This window comes from Phytohabitans sp. LZ39, from assembly GCF_059359075.1.
Map to the genome: position 1 here is coordinate 44,643 of NZ_JCADBM010000022.1, position 17,536 is coordinate 62,178.

Genomic DNA, 17,536 nt, shown 5'->3' on the forward strand with positions numbered 1-17,536 from the left:
GAGAGTCCGGCGGCCCGCCGGTGGCTCAACGCTCGGTAGCCGGGTCGGCCTCGGGCTCTGTGGCCCCGGGGTCGTCGCCGGCCGCCGGCCCGCCGCCGTTCGGCGACTCGGCGGCCTCGGCCGGCTCCGCCCCGTTCGGGGTCGCGGTGATCGCGGCCGGCGGGCGCCACGCGGAGTCGGGCGTCGGCGTGGCCGTGGGGACGAACGGGAGCGTGACGCTCACCTTGGCGTGTCCGCGGTGCGCCACGACCGCGGCCCGGTGGTAGTCCTCGATCTCGCGCAGCAGCTCCTCCCGCTGGTACACCGTGCCGTCGACAAGTGGACCCGGCCGGCGCTCCAGCACCGCCACCACGTCTTCGCCGGTGAGCGTCTTGTGCGTCTCCAGCGCGTGGGCGAGCGTCAGGATCTCGCGGCGGTTGGCCTTGAGCAGGTCGACCACGCGCTCCAGGTGGGCGGTGAGGTTGTCTTCGATCCGGTCGGCCAGGGCGCGGCGCGCCACGTCTTCCGGGTCTTCGCGGTTGCCCGGGCCACGGCCGCCGGGCGCGCCGGTGCCGATCTGGGCCGACGTCGCGTACGACGAGATCGTCGAGCCCATGCCCCAGAAGCCCTCCATCTGCGTGGCGACGATGGTGGCGTGCTCCAGGTCGCCGGAGACGCCGGAGGAGCTGTCGCCCTCGAAGAACATCCGTTCGCCGGCGAGCGACGCGAGCGAGACGTAGATGTCCGCCTCGTGCTCCGTGCGCCACCGGTTGAACTGGTCCTCCGGCTTGATGCTCGCCACCATGCCGAGGTACTCGGCGCCCTTTTCGATCGTCGCGATGTCGATCTCCATGTGGTAGCGGGTGCGGTACGCGGCAACCGCGTGGCACGCCTCGTGGACCGCGACGGCGTGCCGCTCGCGCTCGATGTACTCGACGTCTTCTGGCGGGCCGAGCTGCTTGAGGCGCTTGGCCTGCATCACGTCGCGCCACTCGATGACCTCGCGGTCGTCGCGGATCGCGGTGATCAGCGCCTCGTTGACCAGATCCTTGATCGTGGCGCCGGTGGCGTACGGCGTGATGACCGCCAGCTTGTCGATCTGCTCCTCGGTCAGCTCGTGCCGCACCTTGTCGAAATAGCCTTGGTATGTGCGCATCCGCCCGGCCTTGCTCGGGTAGCCGACCTTGTAGATCCGGTCGATGCGGCCCGGCCGCAGCAGCGCCTCGTCGAGCGCCTCCGGCAGGTTGCTGGCCATCACGGTGAGGATGCGGTACTTCGGCGGCGGCTTGGGGCGCATGCCGAGCAGCCGCCGCACGTAGCGGTTGACCAGGCCGCGCGGCTTCTTCAGGCCGGACAGCTCGCTGAGCAGGGCCTGTAGCGTGCCCATGTCGCCGCCGCCACCGCCCATCATGTTGCCCATGACGACCCTGTCGCGCCCGGCGCCCGGCTGGTCCGGCGCCGGGCTGGCGCTGGCCATCGCCATTTGGGTGAGGCGCCACTGGGTGTCCTTCGAGAGGTACGAGAAGCCGTGGCAGCCGTCGCCGAACACGGCCGGCCGCAGACCGCGCGGGAACCCCGGCCCGCCCTGCGCGAGCGCGCCGCGGCGGCCCAGCGAGTCGGCCTCGTCGAAGAAGACGATCACCCCGCCGTACCGGAGCGCGAGCTTGCGCAACTTGCGGAAGAGCGACTTGACCTTGAGGATGCCGACGCCCATGAACATGTTGGTGAAGGCGCCCGGGTCGACGAACACGTACGGCCGGCCGGTCTCACCCGCCATCGCCTCGGCCATGAGCGTCTTGCCCGTGCCGGGCGGTCCCCACAGCAGGATGCCGCCCGGTACGTAGCCGCCCTTGGCCTCGATCGCGTCCGGCTTCTCCAGGAAGAGCAGGTTTTCCCGGATGCGGTCGAGCACGTGGTCCTGGCCCCAGACGTCGGTGAAGCGGGTCTTGATGTCGTCCGGGTAGTACGTCTCGATGCCGCCCCGGGACAGGAACCAGAACAGCGCGACGAACTGGAGGATCAGCACGAACATCAGCAGCACGATCTGCACGATCAGCGGCAGGAACTGCCAGATGAGCGCCGGTGCCTGGAAGAGCGCAAGGAACGGTGAGGTGTCCAGCGCGGCGCCCGCCACCAGCGCGAACACGACGATCCAGAACGCCCACTTGATGGCCCGCGCGATGCGGAAGCGGGTCCAGTCGCTGAGCCGCCGGTGGGTGACCCGCTCGATGCCGCCGAAGAAGCGGTGCGTCCAGAAGTGGTGGTAGCCGCTCCACCGTTCACTGATCAGGAAATGGATCTGCCGGAGCACCTCGATGCCGATGAGCACGAAGATCCAGATCGAGTCGCGCGCCTCGATGCGGGCCGCGTCGTCGAACGGCAGCAGCGGGTTGTCGGCCATTGCGGCCCAGACCAGGATCAGCCACAGCAGCGCGAGCAGGATGACGAACTTGACCCGGTCCCACATCGGCAGCTTGGGGCGGGTGGGCCGGCGGTCGTCGCGCGGTCCTTCGTCCGGCGGGCGGAGGCCCTCGACGGGAGCGACGGTGTCCTGCTCTTTCATGGTCAGCTCCTCACGGTGAAGGACGTGACGACCTCTTGGATCTCGTCCATGCGGTCCGCGTAGCAGCCGGCGGAGCAGCGGAGGAAGAGCATGTAGAGAAGACTCGCGTCGTCGTTGACCAGCGCTGTCAGGTCGAACGTGTGCAGCTGCCCCAGCAGCGCGTAGTTGAAGACGACCCGCACGCCGTGCAGGCCCTTCTCCGGGGTGATGACGTCATCCTTCAGCAGCTCGAAGTCGGTCAGCGTCGAGCCCGCCGCCGCGGCCGCTTCACGGGCGTCTTCGGTGACCGGCATGACCGCGTTGCGCAGCGCGTCGAACGAGACACCGTCGCTCTGCTCGGGGAGCAGCCGCTCGACCTTCGCCCAGGCCACCGGCTCAGGCGTGGGAAACAGCCCGTACACGTGGGAGACGGCGGGCTCGTCGTCCGCGTCGTACGCCACGGTCCACATCAGCTGATCGCGGATCTTGGCGGTGGCGGAGTCGGGGTCGGCGCCGGCCGCCCACTGGTCGAGCGCCTTCTGGTCGACCTTGCTCCAGGAGCTCGGCACCTTGAAGTAGGTCTGCTGCTCCGAGTTCTTGACGTACTCGTACTGGGGGGCGCCGCAGGCTCCAACGAGCAGCGCGACCGCGGCGAATGGGATTACCAACCGTTTCACCAGCATCGCGCCCCCTGTCGGTAGGCCCAGCGTGCTGGTCAGTATGGATCGTTACTGTTACGAGACATAGCGTTCGAAGGGATCTATTTGCCGGCTCAAAAGGCTATGCCCCGGCCGCTGTCCACGGCCGGGGCATTTCTGCTCGTTTAGCTTAGCTGGCCAGCATTTTCCGCAGTACGTACTGGAGGATGCCGCCGTGCCGGTAGTAGTCGGCCTCGCCCGGGGTGTCGATCCGCACCACCGCGTCGAACTCCACACCGGCGTCGGTGGTCACCTTGACCGTGCGCGGCGTGGTGCCCTCGTTGAGCCGCTCGACGCCCGTGATGGTGAACGTCTCGGTGCCCTCCAGCCCGAGCGTCTCGGCGGTCTCGCCGGTCGGGTACTGAAGCGGGAGCACGCCCATGCCGATGAGGTTGGAGCGGTGGATCCGCTCGTACGACTCGGCGATGACCGCCCGCACGCCGAGCAGCATGGTGCCCTTCGCCGCCCAGTCCCGGGACGAGCCGGAGCCGTACTCCTTGCCGGCCAGGATCACCAGCGGGATGCCGGCCTCCTGGTACGCCACCGAGGCGTCGTAGATCGTGGTCTGCTCGCCGGTGAGGTGGTTGACCGTGAAGCCGCCCTCGACGCCCTCGACGAGCTGGTTGCGCAGCCGGATGTTCGCGAACGTGCCGCGGATCATCACCTCGTGGTTGCCCCGGCGGGAGCCGTACGAGTTGAACTCGTGCCGGGCGACCCCGTGCTCCGCCAGGTACTTGCCGGCGGGCGAGTCCGGCTTGATCGAACCGGCCGGCGAGATGTGGTCGGTAGTCACCGAGTCGCCGAGCCGGGCCAGCACCCGCGCCCCCGCGATGTCGGTCACCGGGGTCGGCTCCGGCGCCATGCCCTCGAAGTACGGGGGCTTGCGCACGTACGTCGAGTCGCCGTCCCACGAGAACGTGTCACCGGTCGGCGTGGGCAGCGACTGCCACCGCTCGTCGCCGGCGAAGACGTCCGCGTAGTCACGGGTGAACATCTCGCTCGCGATCGCCTTGGCGATCACGTCTTCGATCTCGGTGGGGCTCGGCCAGATGTCGTTGAGGAACACCGGCTGCCCGTCCGAGCCCAAGCCGAGCGGCTCGTTGGCCAGGTCGATGTCCATCGTGCCGGCCAGCGCGTACGCCACCACGAGCGGCGGCGACGCGAGGTAGTTCATCTTCACGTCGGGGTTGATGCGCCCCTCGAAGTTGCGGTTGCCGGAGAGTACCGACACCACGCTGAGGTCGGCCTCGTTGACCGCCGCCGAGATCGCCTCGGGCAGCGGGCCGGAGTTGCCGATGCAGGTGGTGCAGCCGTAGCCGACCAGGTGGAAGCCGAGCTTTTCCAGGTAGGGCGTGAGGCCGGCCCGCTCGTAGTAGTCCATGACCACTTTGGACCCGGGAGCGAGCGTGGTCTTCACCCACGGCTTGCGGTTGAGTCCTTTGTCGACCGCGTTGCGGGCGAGCAGCGCGGCGCCGAGCATCACCTGCGGGTTGGAGGTGTTGGTGCACGAGGTGATCGCGGCGATCACCACCGCGCCGTGGTCGAGCTCGAACTCGGTGCCGTCTTCACCGGTCACCCGCACCGGGTTCGAGGCGCGACCGTTGGCGCCCGCGGCGGCCGAGATGAGGTCGCGCGGCTGGTCGGCGGGGTCGTCCACGTGGCCGTAGGTGGGCGGGTCGCTGGCCGGGAAGGACTCCTCGGAGGCCTCGTCGGCCGAGCCGCTTTCCTGCACGTAGCTCGTCAGCGCGCCCCGGAACAGCGTCTTCGCGCTGCCCAGCGGCACCCTGTCCTGCGGGCGCTTGGGGCCGGCGAGCGAGGGCTCGATCGTGGAGAGGTCGAGCTCCAGCCGCTCCGAGTAGCTCGGCTCGGTGTTGGGGTCGTGCCACATGCCCTGCCGCTTGGCGTACGCCTCGACGAGCGCCACCTGCTGCTCGCCGCGGCCGGTCAGCTGGAGGTACTTGATGGTCTCCTGGTCGATCGGGAAGATCGCGACAGTCGACCCGTACTCCGGCGACATGTTGCCGATCGTGGCCCTGTTGGCCAGCGGCACGGCGGCCACGCCCGGACCGTAGAACTCCACGAACTTGCCCACTACACCGTGCTTGCGCAGCATCTCGGTGATCGTGAGGACGAGGTCGGTGGCGGTGGTGCCGGGAGGTGCCTCGCCGTGCAGCTTGAAGCCCACCACGCGGGGGATCAGCATGCTGACCGGCTGGCCGAGCATCGCCGCCTCGGCCTCGATGCCACCCACACCCCAGCCGAGCACGCCGAGGCCGTTGACCATCGTGGTGTGCGAGTCGGTGCCGACGACCGTGTCCGGGTAGGCCTGGCCACCGCGCTCCATGACGGTGCGCGCGAGGTACTCGATGTTGACCTGGTGGACGATGCCGGTGCCCGGCGGGACCACCTTGAACTCGTTGAACGCCGTCTGTCCCCACCGCAGGAACTGGTAGCGCTCGCGGTTGCGCTGGTACTCCAGCTCGACGTTGCGCGCGAACGCGTCCGCCCGCCCGAACAGGTCCGCGATGACCGAGTGGTCGATGACCAGCTCGGCCGGCGCCAGCGGGTTGACCTTGGCGGCGTCGCCGCCCAGGTCGCGCACGGCCTCGCGCATCGTGGCCAGGTCGACCACGCAGGGCACACCGGTGAAGTCCTGCATCAGCACGCGCGCGGGCGTGAACTGGATCTCCACGCTCGGCTCGGCGGCGGGATCCCAACCGCCGAGTGCCCGGATGTGGTCGGCGGTGATGTTGGCGCCGTCTTCGGTGCGGAGGAGGTTTTCGAGCAGGATCTTCAGGCTGTAGGGCAGCCGTTCGTGCCCGTCCACCTTGTCGACCGCGAAGATCTCGTAGCTCGCGTCACCGACGTCGAGCCGGTCCTTGGCACCGAAACTGTCGAGACTCGCCACGTCGTACTCCCTCCTGCCGTGTCGTCCACTGACCAGTCTTTCGCACAGGGGTGCCCGCCGCTGCGGTAAGGCAACCCTTAGAAACCGTACGTCCGTCTTGTTGCCGACCCCAGCCTACCTTGCCGTCGCGCCGGCGTCGCCCCGGGGTTGTTTTGAAGATTTGAGCTACCCGACGTCCGCCGTGGTCTATGCCGTTGCTCCTGCGGACTCACCGTTCGCTGTTGGTTGCGGTTACCCCTTAAACCTCTGGACCATCAGGAGGGCGCGGGCGCGTGGTGGGCCGTGCCGCCGTCGGTTTCGGGCGAACGATCATCACGCGGGTCAGGCTGCGCGGCCGTCTAACGCAGCGTTAGCGAATCGGGTGAGACATAGCGACCAACCACGACGGTCACCAGTCACAGCAACGGATCGTGGTACGGAATTGCCCCCAGAGGGGCAAACAAATACCACGATCTTTTGAGGCGGCGCCCATCAGGTTTGGACAAGCGGACAAATCAGCGGAGATCTTCCACTACTCAGCGCAACAGCCGGCCGGCGCGCCCCCACCCCACCTCGCCTGCCACCCATCCTGATGGTCCGGAGGCTTGGAAGGGGTAACCGCGACCCCAAAACCAGGGTGAGGCCGCGGGAGCAACGGAGAGCGACCACGACGGACGCCGCGGTAGCTCTAGAAAGGACTCCAAGGCGCGTTGGCGCCGCAGAGGATCAGGCACGGGTGGTCGCCGGGGATGTCGCCGGCGAGCCAGGCGGCGAACGGAGCCGCCGCCGCCGGCTCGACCGCCAGGCGGAACTCGTCCCACAGGCGGTCGCGGGCGGCGAGGATGCGCTTGTCCTCGACCAGGGCGAGGTGCAGGTTGGCGTCGCGGAGGATGGCGTACGGGATGCGGCCCAGCCTCGTCGCGCCCAGTGCGGACGCGGCCACCGAGTCGACCGGGCTGTCCACGGGTTCGCCGGCGGCGATCGCGGCGTGGAGGCAGGCGCAGTGCTCGGGTTCGACGCCGGCGATCGCGGTGCCGGGTGGGGAGGCCACCGCGATGCCGGAGATGAGGCCGCCGCCGCCCACCGCTACCGCGACGGTGTCGCATTCGGGGGCTTGGGTGGCGATTTCCAGCGCGATGGTGCCCTGGCCGGCCACCACGTCCGGATCGTCGTAGGCCGGCAGGTAGCGCAGGTCGTCGCGGGCGGCGTGTGCCCGTGCGGCGGCTTCGGCCTCGGCGTACCGGCTGCCGTGGTAAACCACGTCGGCCCCGGTGGCGGCGATGCGCGCGGCCTTGTCCGGTGGGACGGTCTCGGGCACGTAGATGGTGGCGCGGACGCCTAGCCGGGCGGCGGCGGTGGCGACCCCGATGCCGTGGTTGCCGCCGGAGGCGGTGACGACCGGTGCGGCCGCGCCGGAGCAGAGCAGCGCGTTGAGCGCGCCGCGGACCTTGAACGAGCCGGTGAGCTGGAGGTGTTCCAGCTTGAAGGTCACCGGCCGTCCATCCACGACGGCGGGAAAGACGGGCGTGCGCCGGATGTACGGCCCGATCCGCCCGGCGGCCGCCGCGATGTCGCCGGCTACGGGCAGTACCAACTCGATCACTTCAGGCACTCCTTGCAACATCTTGCAGAATCTTTCTGCAAGGGCTAGCGTGCGGGCACCCCGCGAACCCAGGAAGGCCGTCGATGAAACGCACCGTCCTGCTGTCCGTCGCCGCACTCCTCCTCGGCACCGCCCCGGCACCAGCCCAAGCGACCACACCACCACCAGCCAAGCACGAGATCACCACGAAAGCCGAGCAGTTCTACTTCATGCTTCCCGACCGCTTCGCCAACGGTGACCCGCGCAACGACCGCGGCGGGTTGGCGGGCGACCGGCTCGCCACCGGGTACGACCCGACGGACAAAGGGTTCTACCACGGTGGTGACCTGCGCGGCGTGATCGACAAGCTGGACTACATCCAGGGGCTGGGCACCACCGCGATCTGGATGGCGCCGGTCTTCAAGAACCGGCCCGTCCAGGCGGACAGCGCCGGCTACCACGGCTACTGGATCACCGACTTCACCGACCTCGACCCGCACTTCGGCACGAAGGCCGACCTGCGCGAGCTGATCCGCAAAGCACACGGGCGTGGCATAAAGGTCTACCTGGACATCATCACCAACCACACCGCCGACGTGATCCGGTACGCGGAGGACCGGTACGGCTACGTCGACAAGGCGACCGAGCCCTACCGGGACGCGCGGGGCCGCCCTTTCGAGGACCGCAACTACGCGGACGGGACGCGGACGTTTCCCGAGGTCGACCGGAACGCCGGCCCATACACCCCGGTCTTTCCCACAAAGGCCGACGAAACAGTCAAGGTGCCGGCGTGGCTGAACGATCCGACCATGTACCACAACCGGGGCGACTCGACCTTCTCCGGTGAAAACAGCGAGTACGGCGACTTCTTCGGCCTCGACGACCTGTGGACCGAGCGGCCCGAGGTGGTCGAGGGCATGACGAAGATCTACGCCGACTGGGTCACCTCGATGGGCGTCGACGGCTTCCGCATCGACACCACCAAGCACGTCAACATGGACTTCTGGCCGCGCTTCGTCGACGGGATCGACAAGGTCGCGGGCGACGGCTTCTTCATGTTCGGCGAGGTTTTCGACGCCAACCCGGCCGTCACCTCCCGCTACGTCCGCGAGGGTGAGCTGCCGGCCACGCTGGACTTCCCGTTCCAGGAGGTGGCCCGCGGCTACGCGGCACAGGGCGCGCCGGCGCGGACGCTGGCCGACCTGTACGCGGCCGACGACCTCTACACCGCCCGCGACACCGGCGCGACCCGGCTGCCCACGTTCTTGGGCAACCACGACATGGGGCGGATCGGCTCGTTCGTCGCCGGCGGCGGCACCGACCCCGCCACCCACCTGCGCCGGGACGTGCTCGCGCACGAGCTGATGTTTCTCACCCGCGGGCAGCCGGTGATCTACTCCGGCGACGAGCAGGGCTTCACCGGGCCGGGCGGCGACAAGGACGCGCGGCAGGACATGTTCGCCTCGCGCACGCCCGACTACCTCGACGACGACCTGCTCGGCACCGGACGCACCCACGGCACCGACCAGTTCGACACCGCCCATCCGATCTACCGCGCCATCGCCGACCTGTCCAAGCTGCGCCGCGACCACCCCGCGCTGCGCGACGGTGTACAGGTCACCCGCCACGCCGACGACGGCGCCGGCGTCTTCGCGTTCTCCCGCGTCGACCCGCGGGAGCGGGTCGAATACATCGCGGCCGTCAACAACGCCACCACCGCGCGCACGGTCACCGTCGACACGTGGTCCAGCTCTTTCACGACGGTGTACGGGCAGGGGAGCGCGACCGGTGGCGGACGACTGACCATCACGGTGCCACCGCTGTCCTCCACCGTTTTCCGCGCTACCGCGCCGATCCCGCCCGGCGCCGCCCCGACGGTCGCGCTCACCGCGCCGGCCGCCCCGGTCGCCGGCCAGGCCGAGGTGGTGGCCGAGGTCACCGGTGACCCGCTGGCGACGGTCTCGTTCGAGGCGCGGGTGGACGATGGTCGGTGGACGGATCTCGGCACGGCCCGGCGCGCGCCGTACCGCGTCCGCCACGACCTCGACGGCCTGCCCGCCGGCGCGAAGCTGGAGTACCGGGCGACCGTCCGCGACAGCGAGGGGAGGACGGCGTCGGTGCGGTCCCGGGCGAGCGTGGCCACACCCCCGCAGGGTGGCGGCCGCGACTGGCTCGTCGTGCACTACAACCGCCCGGCCGGTGGGTACGACGACTGGGGCCTCTACGCCTGGGGCGACATCGACCCGGCCTGGCAGACGCAGTGGCCGGCCGGGCAGCCGTTCGCCGGCGAGGACGAGTACGGGCGGTTCGCCTGGGTCAAGCTCAAGCCGGGCGCGAAGAGCGTCGGTTTCCTGGTGGTCAGCGAAGACGGCGTCAAGGATGTCGAGGCCGACCGGTTCGTCGACGTCACCAAGCACGGCGAGGTGTGGCTGCGCCAGGGCGACCCGGCGGTCGAGACGAGCCACGACAAGCCGCCCGTGGAGGAGGGCGTGGCGATCCTCCACTACAGACGGCCGGCCGGAGACTACGACGGCTGGGGGCTGCACGTGTGGGACGGCGCCGCCAGCCCCACCGACTGGGCCAGCCCGCTCCAGCCGGCGTCGCGGGACGCGTTCGGCGTGACGTTCGAGGTGCCGCTGGCCGCCGGTGCTGGCGGGCTGAGCTATATCGTCCACAAGGGAGACACGAAGGACCTGCCGGATGACCAGCGACTCGACTTCGGCAGCGCGGGGCGGGAGGCGTGGCTGCTGGCCGCGACCCCGCGGCGGCTGCTTCCCGTGCCGGTGACCGCCGGCGGCGACAAGGACCTGTCCAAGGCGCGGGCGCACTGGATCGACAAGGGCAGCGTCGCCTGGCAGATCCCGTCGACCGACGGCAAGCGGTACGAGCTGGCGGTCGCGCCGGCCGGCGGGCTGTCCATCGTGGACGGCGAGCTGGCCGGCTCGTTCGCGCGGATCCCGCTCACCGCCCGGCGCAACGGGCTGACCGAGAAGCAGCGCGACAGGTTCCCGCACCTGTGGCAGTACACGGTGCTCGGCCTGTCGAGGAAGGACCAGGCGAAGGTCGAGGACCTCCTGCGCGGGCAGGTCGTGGTGACCGAGCGCGACCACGAAGGCACGCTGCTCGCCGCGACCGGCGTGCAGCTCCCCGGCGTGCTCGACGACGTCTACGCGGGCCGGGCCACCACGGCCACGCTCGGCCCGACCGTGAAGGGCGACCGGGCGACGCTCGCGGTCTGGGCGCCCACCGCCCGCTCGGTGTCGCTGGAGCTGTACGACACCCCGTCGGGCAGCCCGAGCGTCACGCCGATGCGCCGCGACGGCAGGTCCGGGGTGTGGTCGGCGACCGGCCCGTGGAAGGGGAAGTACTACAAGTACCGGGTCGAGGCGTGGCAGCCGGCCGCGCAGCGGGTCGTCACCGCCTCGGTCACCGACCCGTACTCGGTCGCCCTCGCGGCTGACTCGACGCACAGCCTCGTCGCCGACCTGGCTGACCCGGCGCTCAGCCCGGCGGGGTGGGAGCGGCTGCGCAAGCCCGCGCCGGTGCCCGCGACCCGTACCCAGATCACCGAGCTGTCGATCCGCGACTTCTCCATCGCCGACGAGACCGTGCCTTTGGCGCAGAGGGGCACCTACGCGGCCTTCTCCGGCGGCGCGGGCGCGACCCACCTCGCCAGGCTCGCGGACGCCGGGGTGACGCACGTGCACCTGCTGCCGGCGTTCGACTTCGCCACGATCCCGGAGCGCCGGGCCGACCAGGCCACACCGCCGTGCGACCTGCCCGCCCTGCCGCCGGACTCGGACAAGCAGCAGGCCTGCGTCGCCGAGGTCGCCGAACGCGACGGCTACAACTGGGGCTACGACCCGCTGCACTACACCGTGCCGGAAGGCGGGTACGCGGTCGATCCCTCGGGCGCCGCGCGGACCCGGGAGTTCCGGGAGATGGTCGCCGCGCTCAACCGCGACGGCCTGCGGGTCGTGATGGACGTGGTCTACAACCACACGTCGGCGTCCGGTGTGGACGACCGCTCGGTGCTCGACCAGATCGTGCCCGGCTACTACCACCGGCTGCTGGCGGACGGCGCGGTCGCCAACTCCACCTGCTGCGCCAACACCGCACCCGAGCACGCGATGATGGGCAAGCTGGTGGTCGACTCGGTGGTCACCTGGGCCCGGCAGTACAAAGTGGACGGCTTCCGCTTCGACCTGATGGGCCACCACCCGCGGGCCAACATGCTCGCGGTGCGAAAGGCGCTCGACGGGCTTACGCCGAGGCGCGACGGCGTGGACGGCAAGGCGATCCTGCTCTACGGCGAGGGCTGGGACTTCGGCGAGGTGGCCGGGGGAGCGCGCTTCACGCAGGCGACACAGGCCAACATGGCCGGCACCGGCATCGCCACCTTCAACGACCGCCTGCGCGACGCGGTGCGCGGCGGCGGCCCGTTCGACGCCAACCCGCGGCAGCAGGGCTTCGCTTCCGGGTTGTACACCGATCCGAACGGCGACCCGGTCAACGGCTCCACCGACGAGCAGCGCCGCCGCCTGCTGCACCAGCACGACCAGATCAAGGTGGGGCTCACCGGCAACCTCGCCGGTTACCGCTTCACCTCCTCGTCTGGTGCGGTGGTCACCGGCGCGCAGGTCGACTACAACGGCTCGCCGGCCGGCTACACGGCGGCGCCCGGCGAGGCGGTCACGTACGTCGACGCGCACGACAACGAGATCCTGTACGACGCGCTGGCGTACAAGCTGCCGCAGGCGACCGGCCCGACCGACCGGGCGCGCATGCAGGTGCTCGCGCTCGCCACGGTCGTGTTCGGCCAGGGCATCGGCTTCGTGACCGCCGGCTCGGAGCGGCTGCGCTCGAAGTCGCTCGACCGCAACTCGTACAACTCGGGCGACTGGTTCAACCAGATCCGGTGGGACTGCGCCGGCGGCAACGGCTTTGGCGCCGGGCTGCCGCCGGCCGCCGACAACCAGGACAAGTGGCAGTACGCCCGCCCGCTGCTCGCCGATCCGGCGCTGGTGCCGGACTGCGCGGCGGTGGGGCTGGCCGAGGCGCGGTACGCCGAGCTGCTCCGGGTGCGGGCCTCGTCGCCGCTGTTCTCGCTCGGCACGGCGGCCGAGGTGCAGAAGAAGCTGTCGTTCCCACTCTCCGGGCCGGGGGAGACGCCCGGCGTGATCACGATGGAGCTCGGCGGCGGCGCGGTGACGGTGGTCTTCAACGCCACGACCTCTACCGCCACCCAGACGGTGCCCGGCATGCGCGGGGTGGACGCCGCGCCGCACCCGGTGCTGAGGCGGTCCGCGGACCCGGTGCTGCGGACCGCCTCGTACGACCGCTCGACCGGCACCTTCACGGTGCCGGCGCGCAGCGTCGCGGTGTTCGTGCGTTCGTAGCCGGAGCGGTGCCTACGGGAGGCGGGGTCCGCCCGCCTCCCGCTGGGCGGCCAGCCACGTCTCGACGTCGGCCGAGCGCCTCGGCAGGCCGTCGGAGAGGACGACCGCGCCCTCCGCGGTGACCAGCACGTCGTCTTCGATGCGGACGGCGATGCCGCGCAGCTCGGCGGGCACGAGTTCGTCTTCGGGCTGGAAGTACAGACCGGGCTCGACGGTCAGCACGTTGCCCTCGTCGAGCTCGCCCTCGCGGTACTTCTCCTTGCGGGCCCGCGCGCAGTCGTGCACGTCGATGCCGAGCATGTGCCCGAAGCCGTGCAGCGACCACCGGCGGTAGAGCGTCGAGTCCTTGTCCATCGCCTCGTCGACGCTCACCGGCAGTACGCCCAGCGCGTGCAGGCCCTCGGCGAGCACCCGCATGCAGGTCAGGTGTACGTCACGGAAGGCGACGCCGGGCTTGATGAACTCGATGCCGGCCTGCTGCGACGCGTACACGATGTCGTAGACCTGCCGCTGGAGCGGGGTGAACGTGCCGGAGACCGGGACCACGCGGGTGACGTCGGCCGTGTAGAGGTGGTGGCCCTCCACGCCCATGTCCATCAGCAGCAGCTCGCCGGGGACGGTGGTGCCGTGGTTGCGGATCCAGTGCAGGATCGTGCCGTTCGCGCCGGCACCGACGATCGAGCTGTAGCCGACGCCGTTGCCGTCGTGGCGGGCGCGCAGGCCGAAGACGCCCTCGACGAGCCGCTCCGAGACGCCCCGGTCGGCCGGGAGGATCCGGGCGACGTCTTCGAAGCCGCGGACGGTCGCGTCGATCGCCGCGCGCAGCTGGGCGATCTCCCACTCGTCCTTGACCAGCTTGAGCTCGGAGATCACCCGGCCCAGCTCGGCGTCGCGGGCGCCGGCCTCCTCGGTGTCGTACGGCAGGACCGCCGCGTCCACCACCGGGTCGAAGCCGCGCAGCACGCGGGTGCGCCCCGGCGGGCAGTCGGCCAGCGCGGCCGTCAGCTCGGACAAGGGCGCGGTGCGGATGCCCAGCTCGGTGGCCTTCTCGTCGAGCGTCTGGCGGCGCCCGACCCACAGCTCGCCGTCGCGGCTGCGGAAGAACTCGTCGCTTTCCCGAGGTGCGCGGATCTTGGTGTAGAGGACCGCGTCGCCGCTCGGGTGCAGGATCAGCACGCTGCCGGGGTCGTAGTCGCCGGTCAGGTAGGCGAAGTCGCTGCCAGGCCGGAAGGGGTAGTTGCTGTCGTTCGCCCGCACCCGCTCGGGGCCGGTCGGCACGACGATGATCTCGCCGGGGAAGGCCGCGGAGACGGCGGCCCGGCGGCGGGCGTGGTGGGCGGCTTGTGGCCGCTCGGGTACCGGCACGGCGTCGTCGCGCCAGCCGGTGCGCATGAACTCCAGGAGCTGTTCCGGATAGTCCGGGTCGTGTGATTCCGTCCTCGGCTTCTCGTCGCTCATCTCTTGACTCTCCCGTAATCCCGGATTCCCAGCGTCTGACGTTACCCGGTGCCAGAATGGTGCATATGTGTGGAATTCTGGCCTTCTTCTCCACCCGGGGCGATGCGGGCGCCCACCGGGACGCTGTCGCGGGCGCGCTGGAGTGCCTACACCATCGCGGGCCGGACGAGACCGGCGTCCAGGTCGTGGACGACGACGCCGTCTTCGCCCACAAGCGCCTGTCGATCATCGACGTGGAGTCGAGCCACGAGCCGCTTCCGTACGCCGACGGCCGCTACCTGCTGACCTTCAACGGCGAGATCTACAACTACCTGGAACTGCGCGAGGAGCTGATCCGCGACTGCGGCGCGATCTTCAAGACCCAGGGCGACGCCGAGGTGGTCGTCGCCGGCTACCACCACTGGGGCGAGCGGGTGCTGACCCGCCTGCGCGGCATGTTCGCGTTCGTGATCTGGGACCGCCTGGCCGGGAAGGCGTTCGGCGCCCGCGACTACTTCGGCATCAAGCCGATGTACTACATGGACACTCCGGACGGCGTCTACCTGGCCTCGGAGAAGAAGGCGCTGCTGGAGCTGGCCGGCCCGCTCCCCGTCGACGCGGCCAGCCTCTCGCACTACCTCACGCTCCAGTACGTGCCCGAGCCGCGCACCCTGCACGAGGGCATCCAGCGGCTCGGCTCCGGCGAGCTGTTCCGCTTCACGGCGGCCGGTGGCGTCGAGGTGGAGCGCTGGTACCGGCCGGTGTTCCGCCCGGCGCCGGTCGACGAGGAGCAGAAGGTGTACGACCGGATCCGCGAGACGCTGCGCGACAGCGTGCGGGTGCACATGCGGGCCGACGTGCCGGTCGGCGCGTTCCTGTCCAGCGGCATCGACTCGACCGCGATCGTGGCGCTGGCCCGCGAGTTCAACCCGAACATCCTGACCTTCACCGTGGGCTTCGACGTGGACGGGTACTCGGAGATCGGCGTGGCCCAGGACTCGGCCCACCACCTCGGTGTCACCACGATCCCGACGGTGATCGGGCCACAGGACATGATGGACGCGCTACCCAAGATCGTCTGGCATCTGGACGACCCGGTCGCGGACCCGTCGCTGGTGCCGCTCTACTTCGTCGCGAAGAAGGCGGCCGAGCACGTCACGGTGGTGCTTTCCGGCGAGGGGTCGGACGAGTTCTTCGGCGGATACACGATCTACCGCGAGCCGCTGTCGCTCAACTCGGTCCAGCGGCTGCCCGACCCGATGCAGCGTGGCCTGCGCGCGGTGTCCCGGGTGATCCCGCAGGGGGTCAAAGGCAAGAGCTTCCTGGAACGCGGGACGACGCGGATCGAGGACCGGTACTACGGAAACGCCCGGATGTTCGCCGAGGCGGAAAAACGCGAGCTCATGCGCCGTAACGACGGCTCGGTGCGGTACACGGACGTGACGGCGCCGATCTACGCCGAGTGCACCGACCTCGACGACGTGACCAAGATGCAATACGTCGACCTGCACACCTGGCTACGCGGAGACATCCTGGTCAAGGCGGATCGGATCTCCATGGCGCATTCGCTGGAGGTGCGCGTGCCGTTCCTCGACAAGGAGGTCTTCGAGGTCGCGTCCACGCTGCCGGTCGAGCTCAAGCTGCCGCCGCGCTCCACCGCCACGAAGTACGCGCTGCGCCGCGCGCTCGACGGCGTCGTGCCGCCGCCCATCGTCAACCGGCGCAAGCTCGGTTTCCCCACGCCGACCCGGGTGTGGCTGCGCGGCGAGATGTACGAGTGGGCCCGGCACCTGCTGGCCACCTCCGGCGCGGGCGAGCTGCTTGATCTTGGCTACGCGCAGAACCTGCTGGAAGAACACCGCCGCGGCGAGGCCGACCACTCCCGCAAGGTGTGGACGGTGCTGGTCTTCTGCGTCTGGCATGGCGTCTTCGTCGATCGGTCCATCGACCCGGGCATCGAGCGGAACCCGTCCGCCCTCCTCGCGAAACCCGCCCTTCGAGCGACGGTCTAGGGGCGTGTGCTTAGCTCCGTCTGGCTCAGACCGCAATTTGGCGGGTTCTGAGGTTTCATCTCCAGGTAGTACGGTGAAAGTTTCCCTAGGTTCCCATAGAGGAGAGTCGAGTATGGAGGCACCGGCGGTTCGCCGTGCCGAGGACCGGACCTTGATCAATTCAGGGTCCACCACGGACGACCAGACGCGGGTCAGCAACAGCGAAGCGCCGTGGGACGAGTTCGACGCCGACGCATATTGGGAAAACAACTACAGCACGCTTCGTGACGACGACGAAGACATCCTCAAGCGGGTCGCGGCCTACTTCGCGGCGAACCCGCCGGTGGGTGCCCGGCTCGGGCCGGTTACGCGACTCTGGCACCGGCTCCGCCGCCGCCCGGCTCCGGTCACGGCCGTCGGCCTCGACGTCGGTCCCGGCACCAACCTCTACCCCGCCCTCGCGATGTTGCCGTACTGCCGGCGCATCACTCTGTGGGAGTACTCCGCCGCCAACGTGCGGTGGCTCCGCAGGGAGCTGCGATCGTTCCGGTCCACCTGGGACGTCTTCTGGAAGCACGCGATCCGCACGCGCCGGCCGTCCGGCGGCGCCGGGCCGGTCCCCGTCGTCGACGACCCGCGCTCCGCGCTCACCCGGCGGGTCGACGTCCACAAAGGCAGCATCTTTGATCTGCCCAAGGCGCGCTTCGACGTCGGCACCATGTTCTTCGTCGCCGAGTCGCTGACCACCGACCAGCGCGAGTTCGAGCAGGCGACGCGGGCATTCCTCACAAGCCTCAAACCCGGCGCGCCGTTCGCCGCCGCCTTCATGGAGGGTTCTGTCGGCTACCAGGTAGGCGCATGTCATTTTCCCGCGGTTCCCGTTACCATCGGACAAGTCAAGGAGTTCTTGACCGGCCTGGCTCCTGACCTCGAGCTGCATCAGGTTCTCAGTGAAAAGCCGCTGCGTGAGGGCTATCACGGCACGATGATCCTTGCTCTGGGTACGGCGTCGAAAAGCTGA

At 69.9% G+C, this 17,536-nt stretch carries 8 protein-coding genes; 3 read left to right on the forward strand and 5 right to left on the reverse strand.

Going from position 1 to position 17,536, the window contains the following annotated elements; genetic code table 11:
- Nucleotides 1–25: 25 nt before the first annotated feature.
- From AC5L36_RS33890 to AC5L36_RS33905, 4 genes are all read right to left on the reverse strand, one after another.
- Nucleotides 26–2,542 (reverse strand): AAA family ATPase, encoded by a 2,517-nt coding sequence (locus tag AC5L36_RS33890; RefSeq protein ID WP_441222684.1) that lies wholly within the window; start codon nucleotides 2,540–2,542, stop codon nucleotides 26–28.
- Between the two features lie 2 nt (nucleotides 2,543–2,544).
- Nucleotides 2,545–3,204, reverse strand: a complete 660-nt coding sequence (locus tag AC5L36_RS33895; RefSeq protein ID WP_441222685.1) for a hypothetical protein — start codon at nucleotides 3,202–3,204, stop codon at nucleotides 2,545–2,547.
- Nucleotides 3,205–3,349: 145 nt separating this feature from the next.
- Nucleotides 3,350–6,127 (reverse strand): aconitate hydratase, encoded by a 2,778-nt coding sequence (locus tag AC5L36_RS33900; protein ID WP_441222686.1) that lies wholly within the window; start codon nucleotides 6,125–6,127, stop codon nucleotides 3,350–3,352.
- A gap of 667 nt (nucleotides 6,128–6,794) precedes the next feature.
- Complete coding sequence (locus AC5L36_RS33905) at nucleotides 6,795–7,709, reverse strand: serine/threonine dehydratase (protein ID WP_441222687.1); 915 nt, start codon at nucleotides 7,707–7,709, stop codon at nucleotides 6,795–6,797.
- 83 nt (nucleotides 7,710–7,792) lie between these two features.
- On the opposite strand from AC5L36_RS33905, the gene pulA reads away from it, so the two are divergent.
- Nucleotides 7,793–13,087 (forward strand): pullulanase-type alpha-1,6-glucosidase, encoded by a 5,295-nt coding sequence (pulA, locus tag AC5L36_RS33910; RefSeq protein ID WP_441222688.1) that lies wholly within the window; start codon nucleotides 7,793–7,795, stop codon nucleotides 13,085–13,087.
- Nucleotides 13,088–13,099: 12 nt separating this feature from the next.
- Here the strand turns inward: pulA and AC5L36_RS33915 are convergent, their stop codons facing one another.
- On the reverse strand, nucleotides 13,100–14,545 hold the full coding sequence (locus AC5L36_RS33915; protein ID WP_441222689.1) for an aminopeptidase P family protein: 1,446 nt from the start codon (nucleotides 14,543–14,545) through the stop codon (nucleotides 13,100–13,102).
- Nucleotides 14,546–14,610: 65 nt separating this feature from the next.
- Between AC5L36_RS33915 and asnB the strand changes: the two genes are divergently transcribed.
- Together asnB and AC5L36_RS33925 are read left to right on the forward strand one after the other, a co-directional pair.
- Nucleotides 14,611–16,536, forward strand: coding sequence for an asparagine synthase (glutamine-hydrolyzing) (gene asnB / locus AC5L36_RS33920; protein ID WP_441222690.1), 1,926 nt, complete (start codon nucleotides 14,611–14,613; stop codon nucleotides 16,534–16,536).
- Between the two features lie 151 nt (nucleotides 16,537–16,687).
- On the forward strand, nucleotides 16,688–17,536 hold the full coding sequence (locus AC5L36_RS33925; RefSeq protein ID WP_441222691.1) for an SCO2525 family SAM-dependent methyltransferase: 849 nt from the start codon (nucleotides 16,688–16,690) through the stop codon (nucleotides 17,534–17,536).

Excerpts from the sequence above, each read along its gene's own strand:
- AC5L36_RS33915 (WP_441222689.1), bottom strand. The coding sequence starts at position 14,545 with ATGAGCGACGAGAAGCCGAGGACGGAATCACACGACCCGGACTATCCG.
- AC5L36_RS33890 (WP_441222684.1), bottom strand. The coding sequence starts at position 2,542 with ATGAAAGAGCAGGACACCGTCGCTCCCGTCGAGGGCCTCCGCCCGCCG.
- asnB (WP_441222690.1), top strand. The coding sequence starts at position 14,611 with ATGTGTGGAATTCTGGCCTTCTTCTCCACCCGGGGCGATGCGGGCGCC.
- AC5L36_RS33895 (WP_441222685.1), bottom strand. The coding sequence starts at position 3,204 with ATGCTGGTGAAACGGTTGGTAATCCCATTCGCCGCGGTCGCGCTGCTC.
- pulA (WP_441222688.1), top strand. The coding sequence starts at position 7,793 with ATGAAACGCACCGTCCTGCTGTCCGTCGCCGCACTCCTCCTCGGCACC.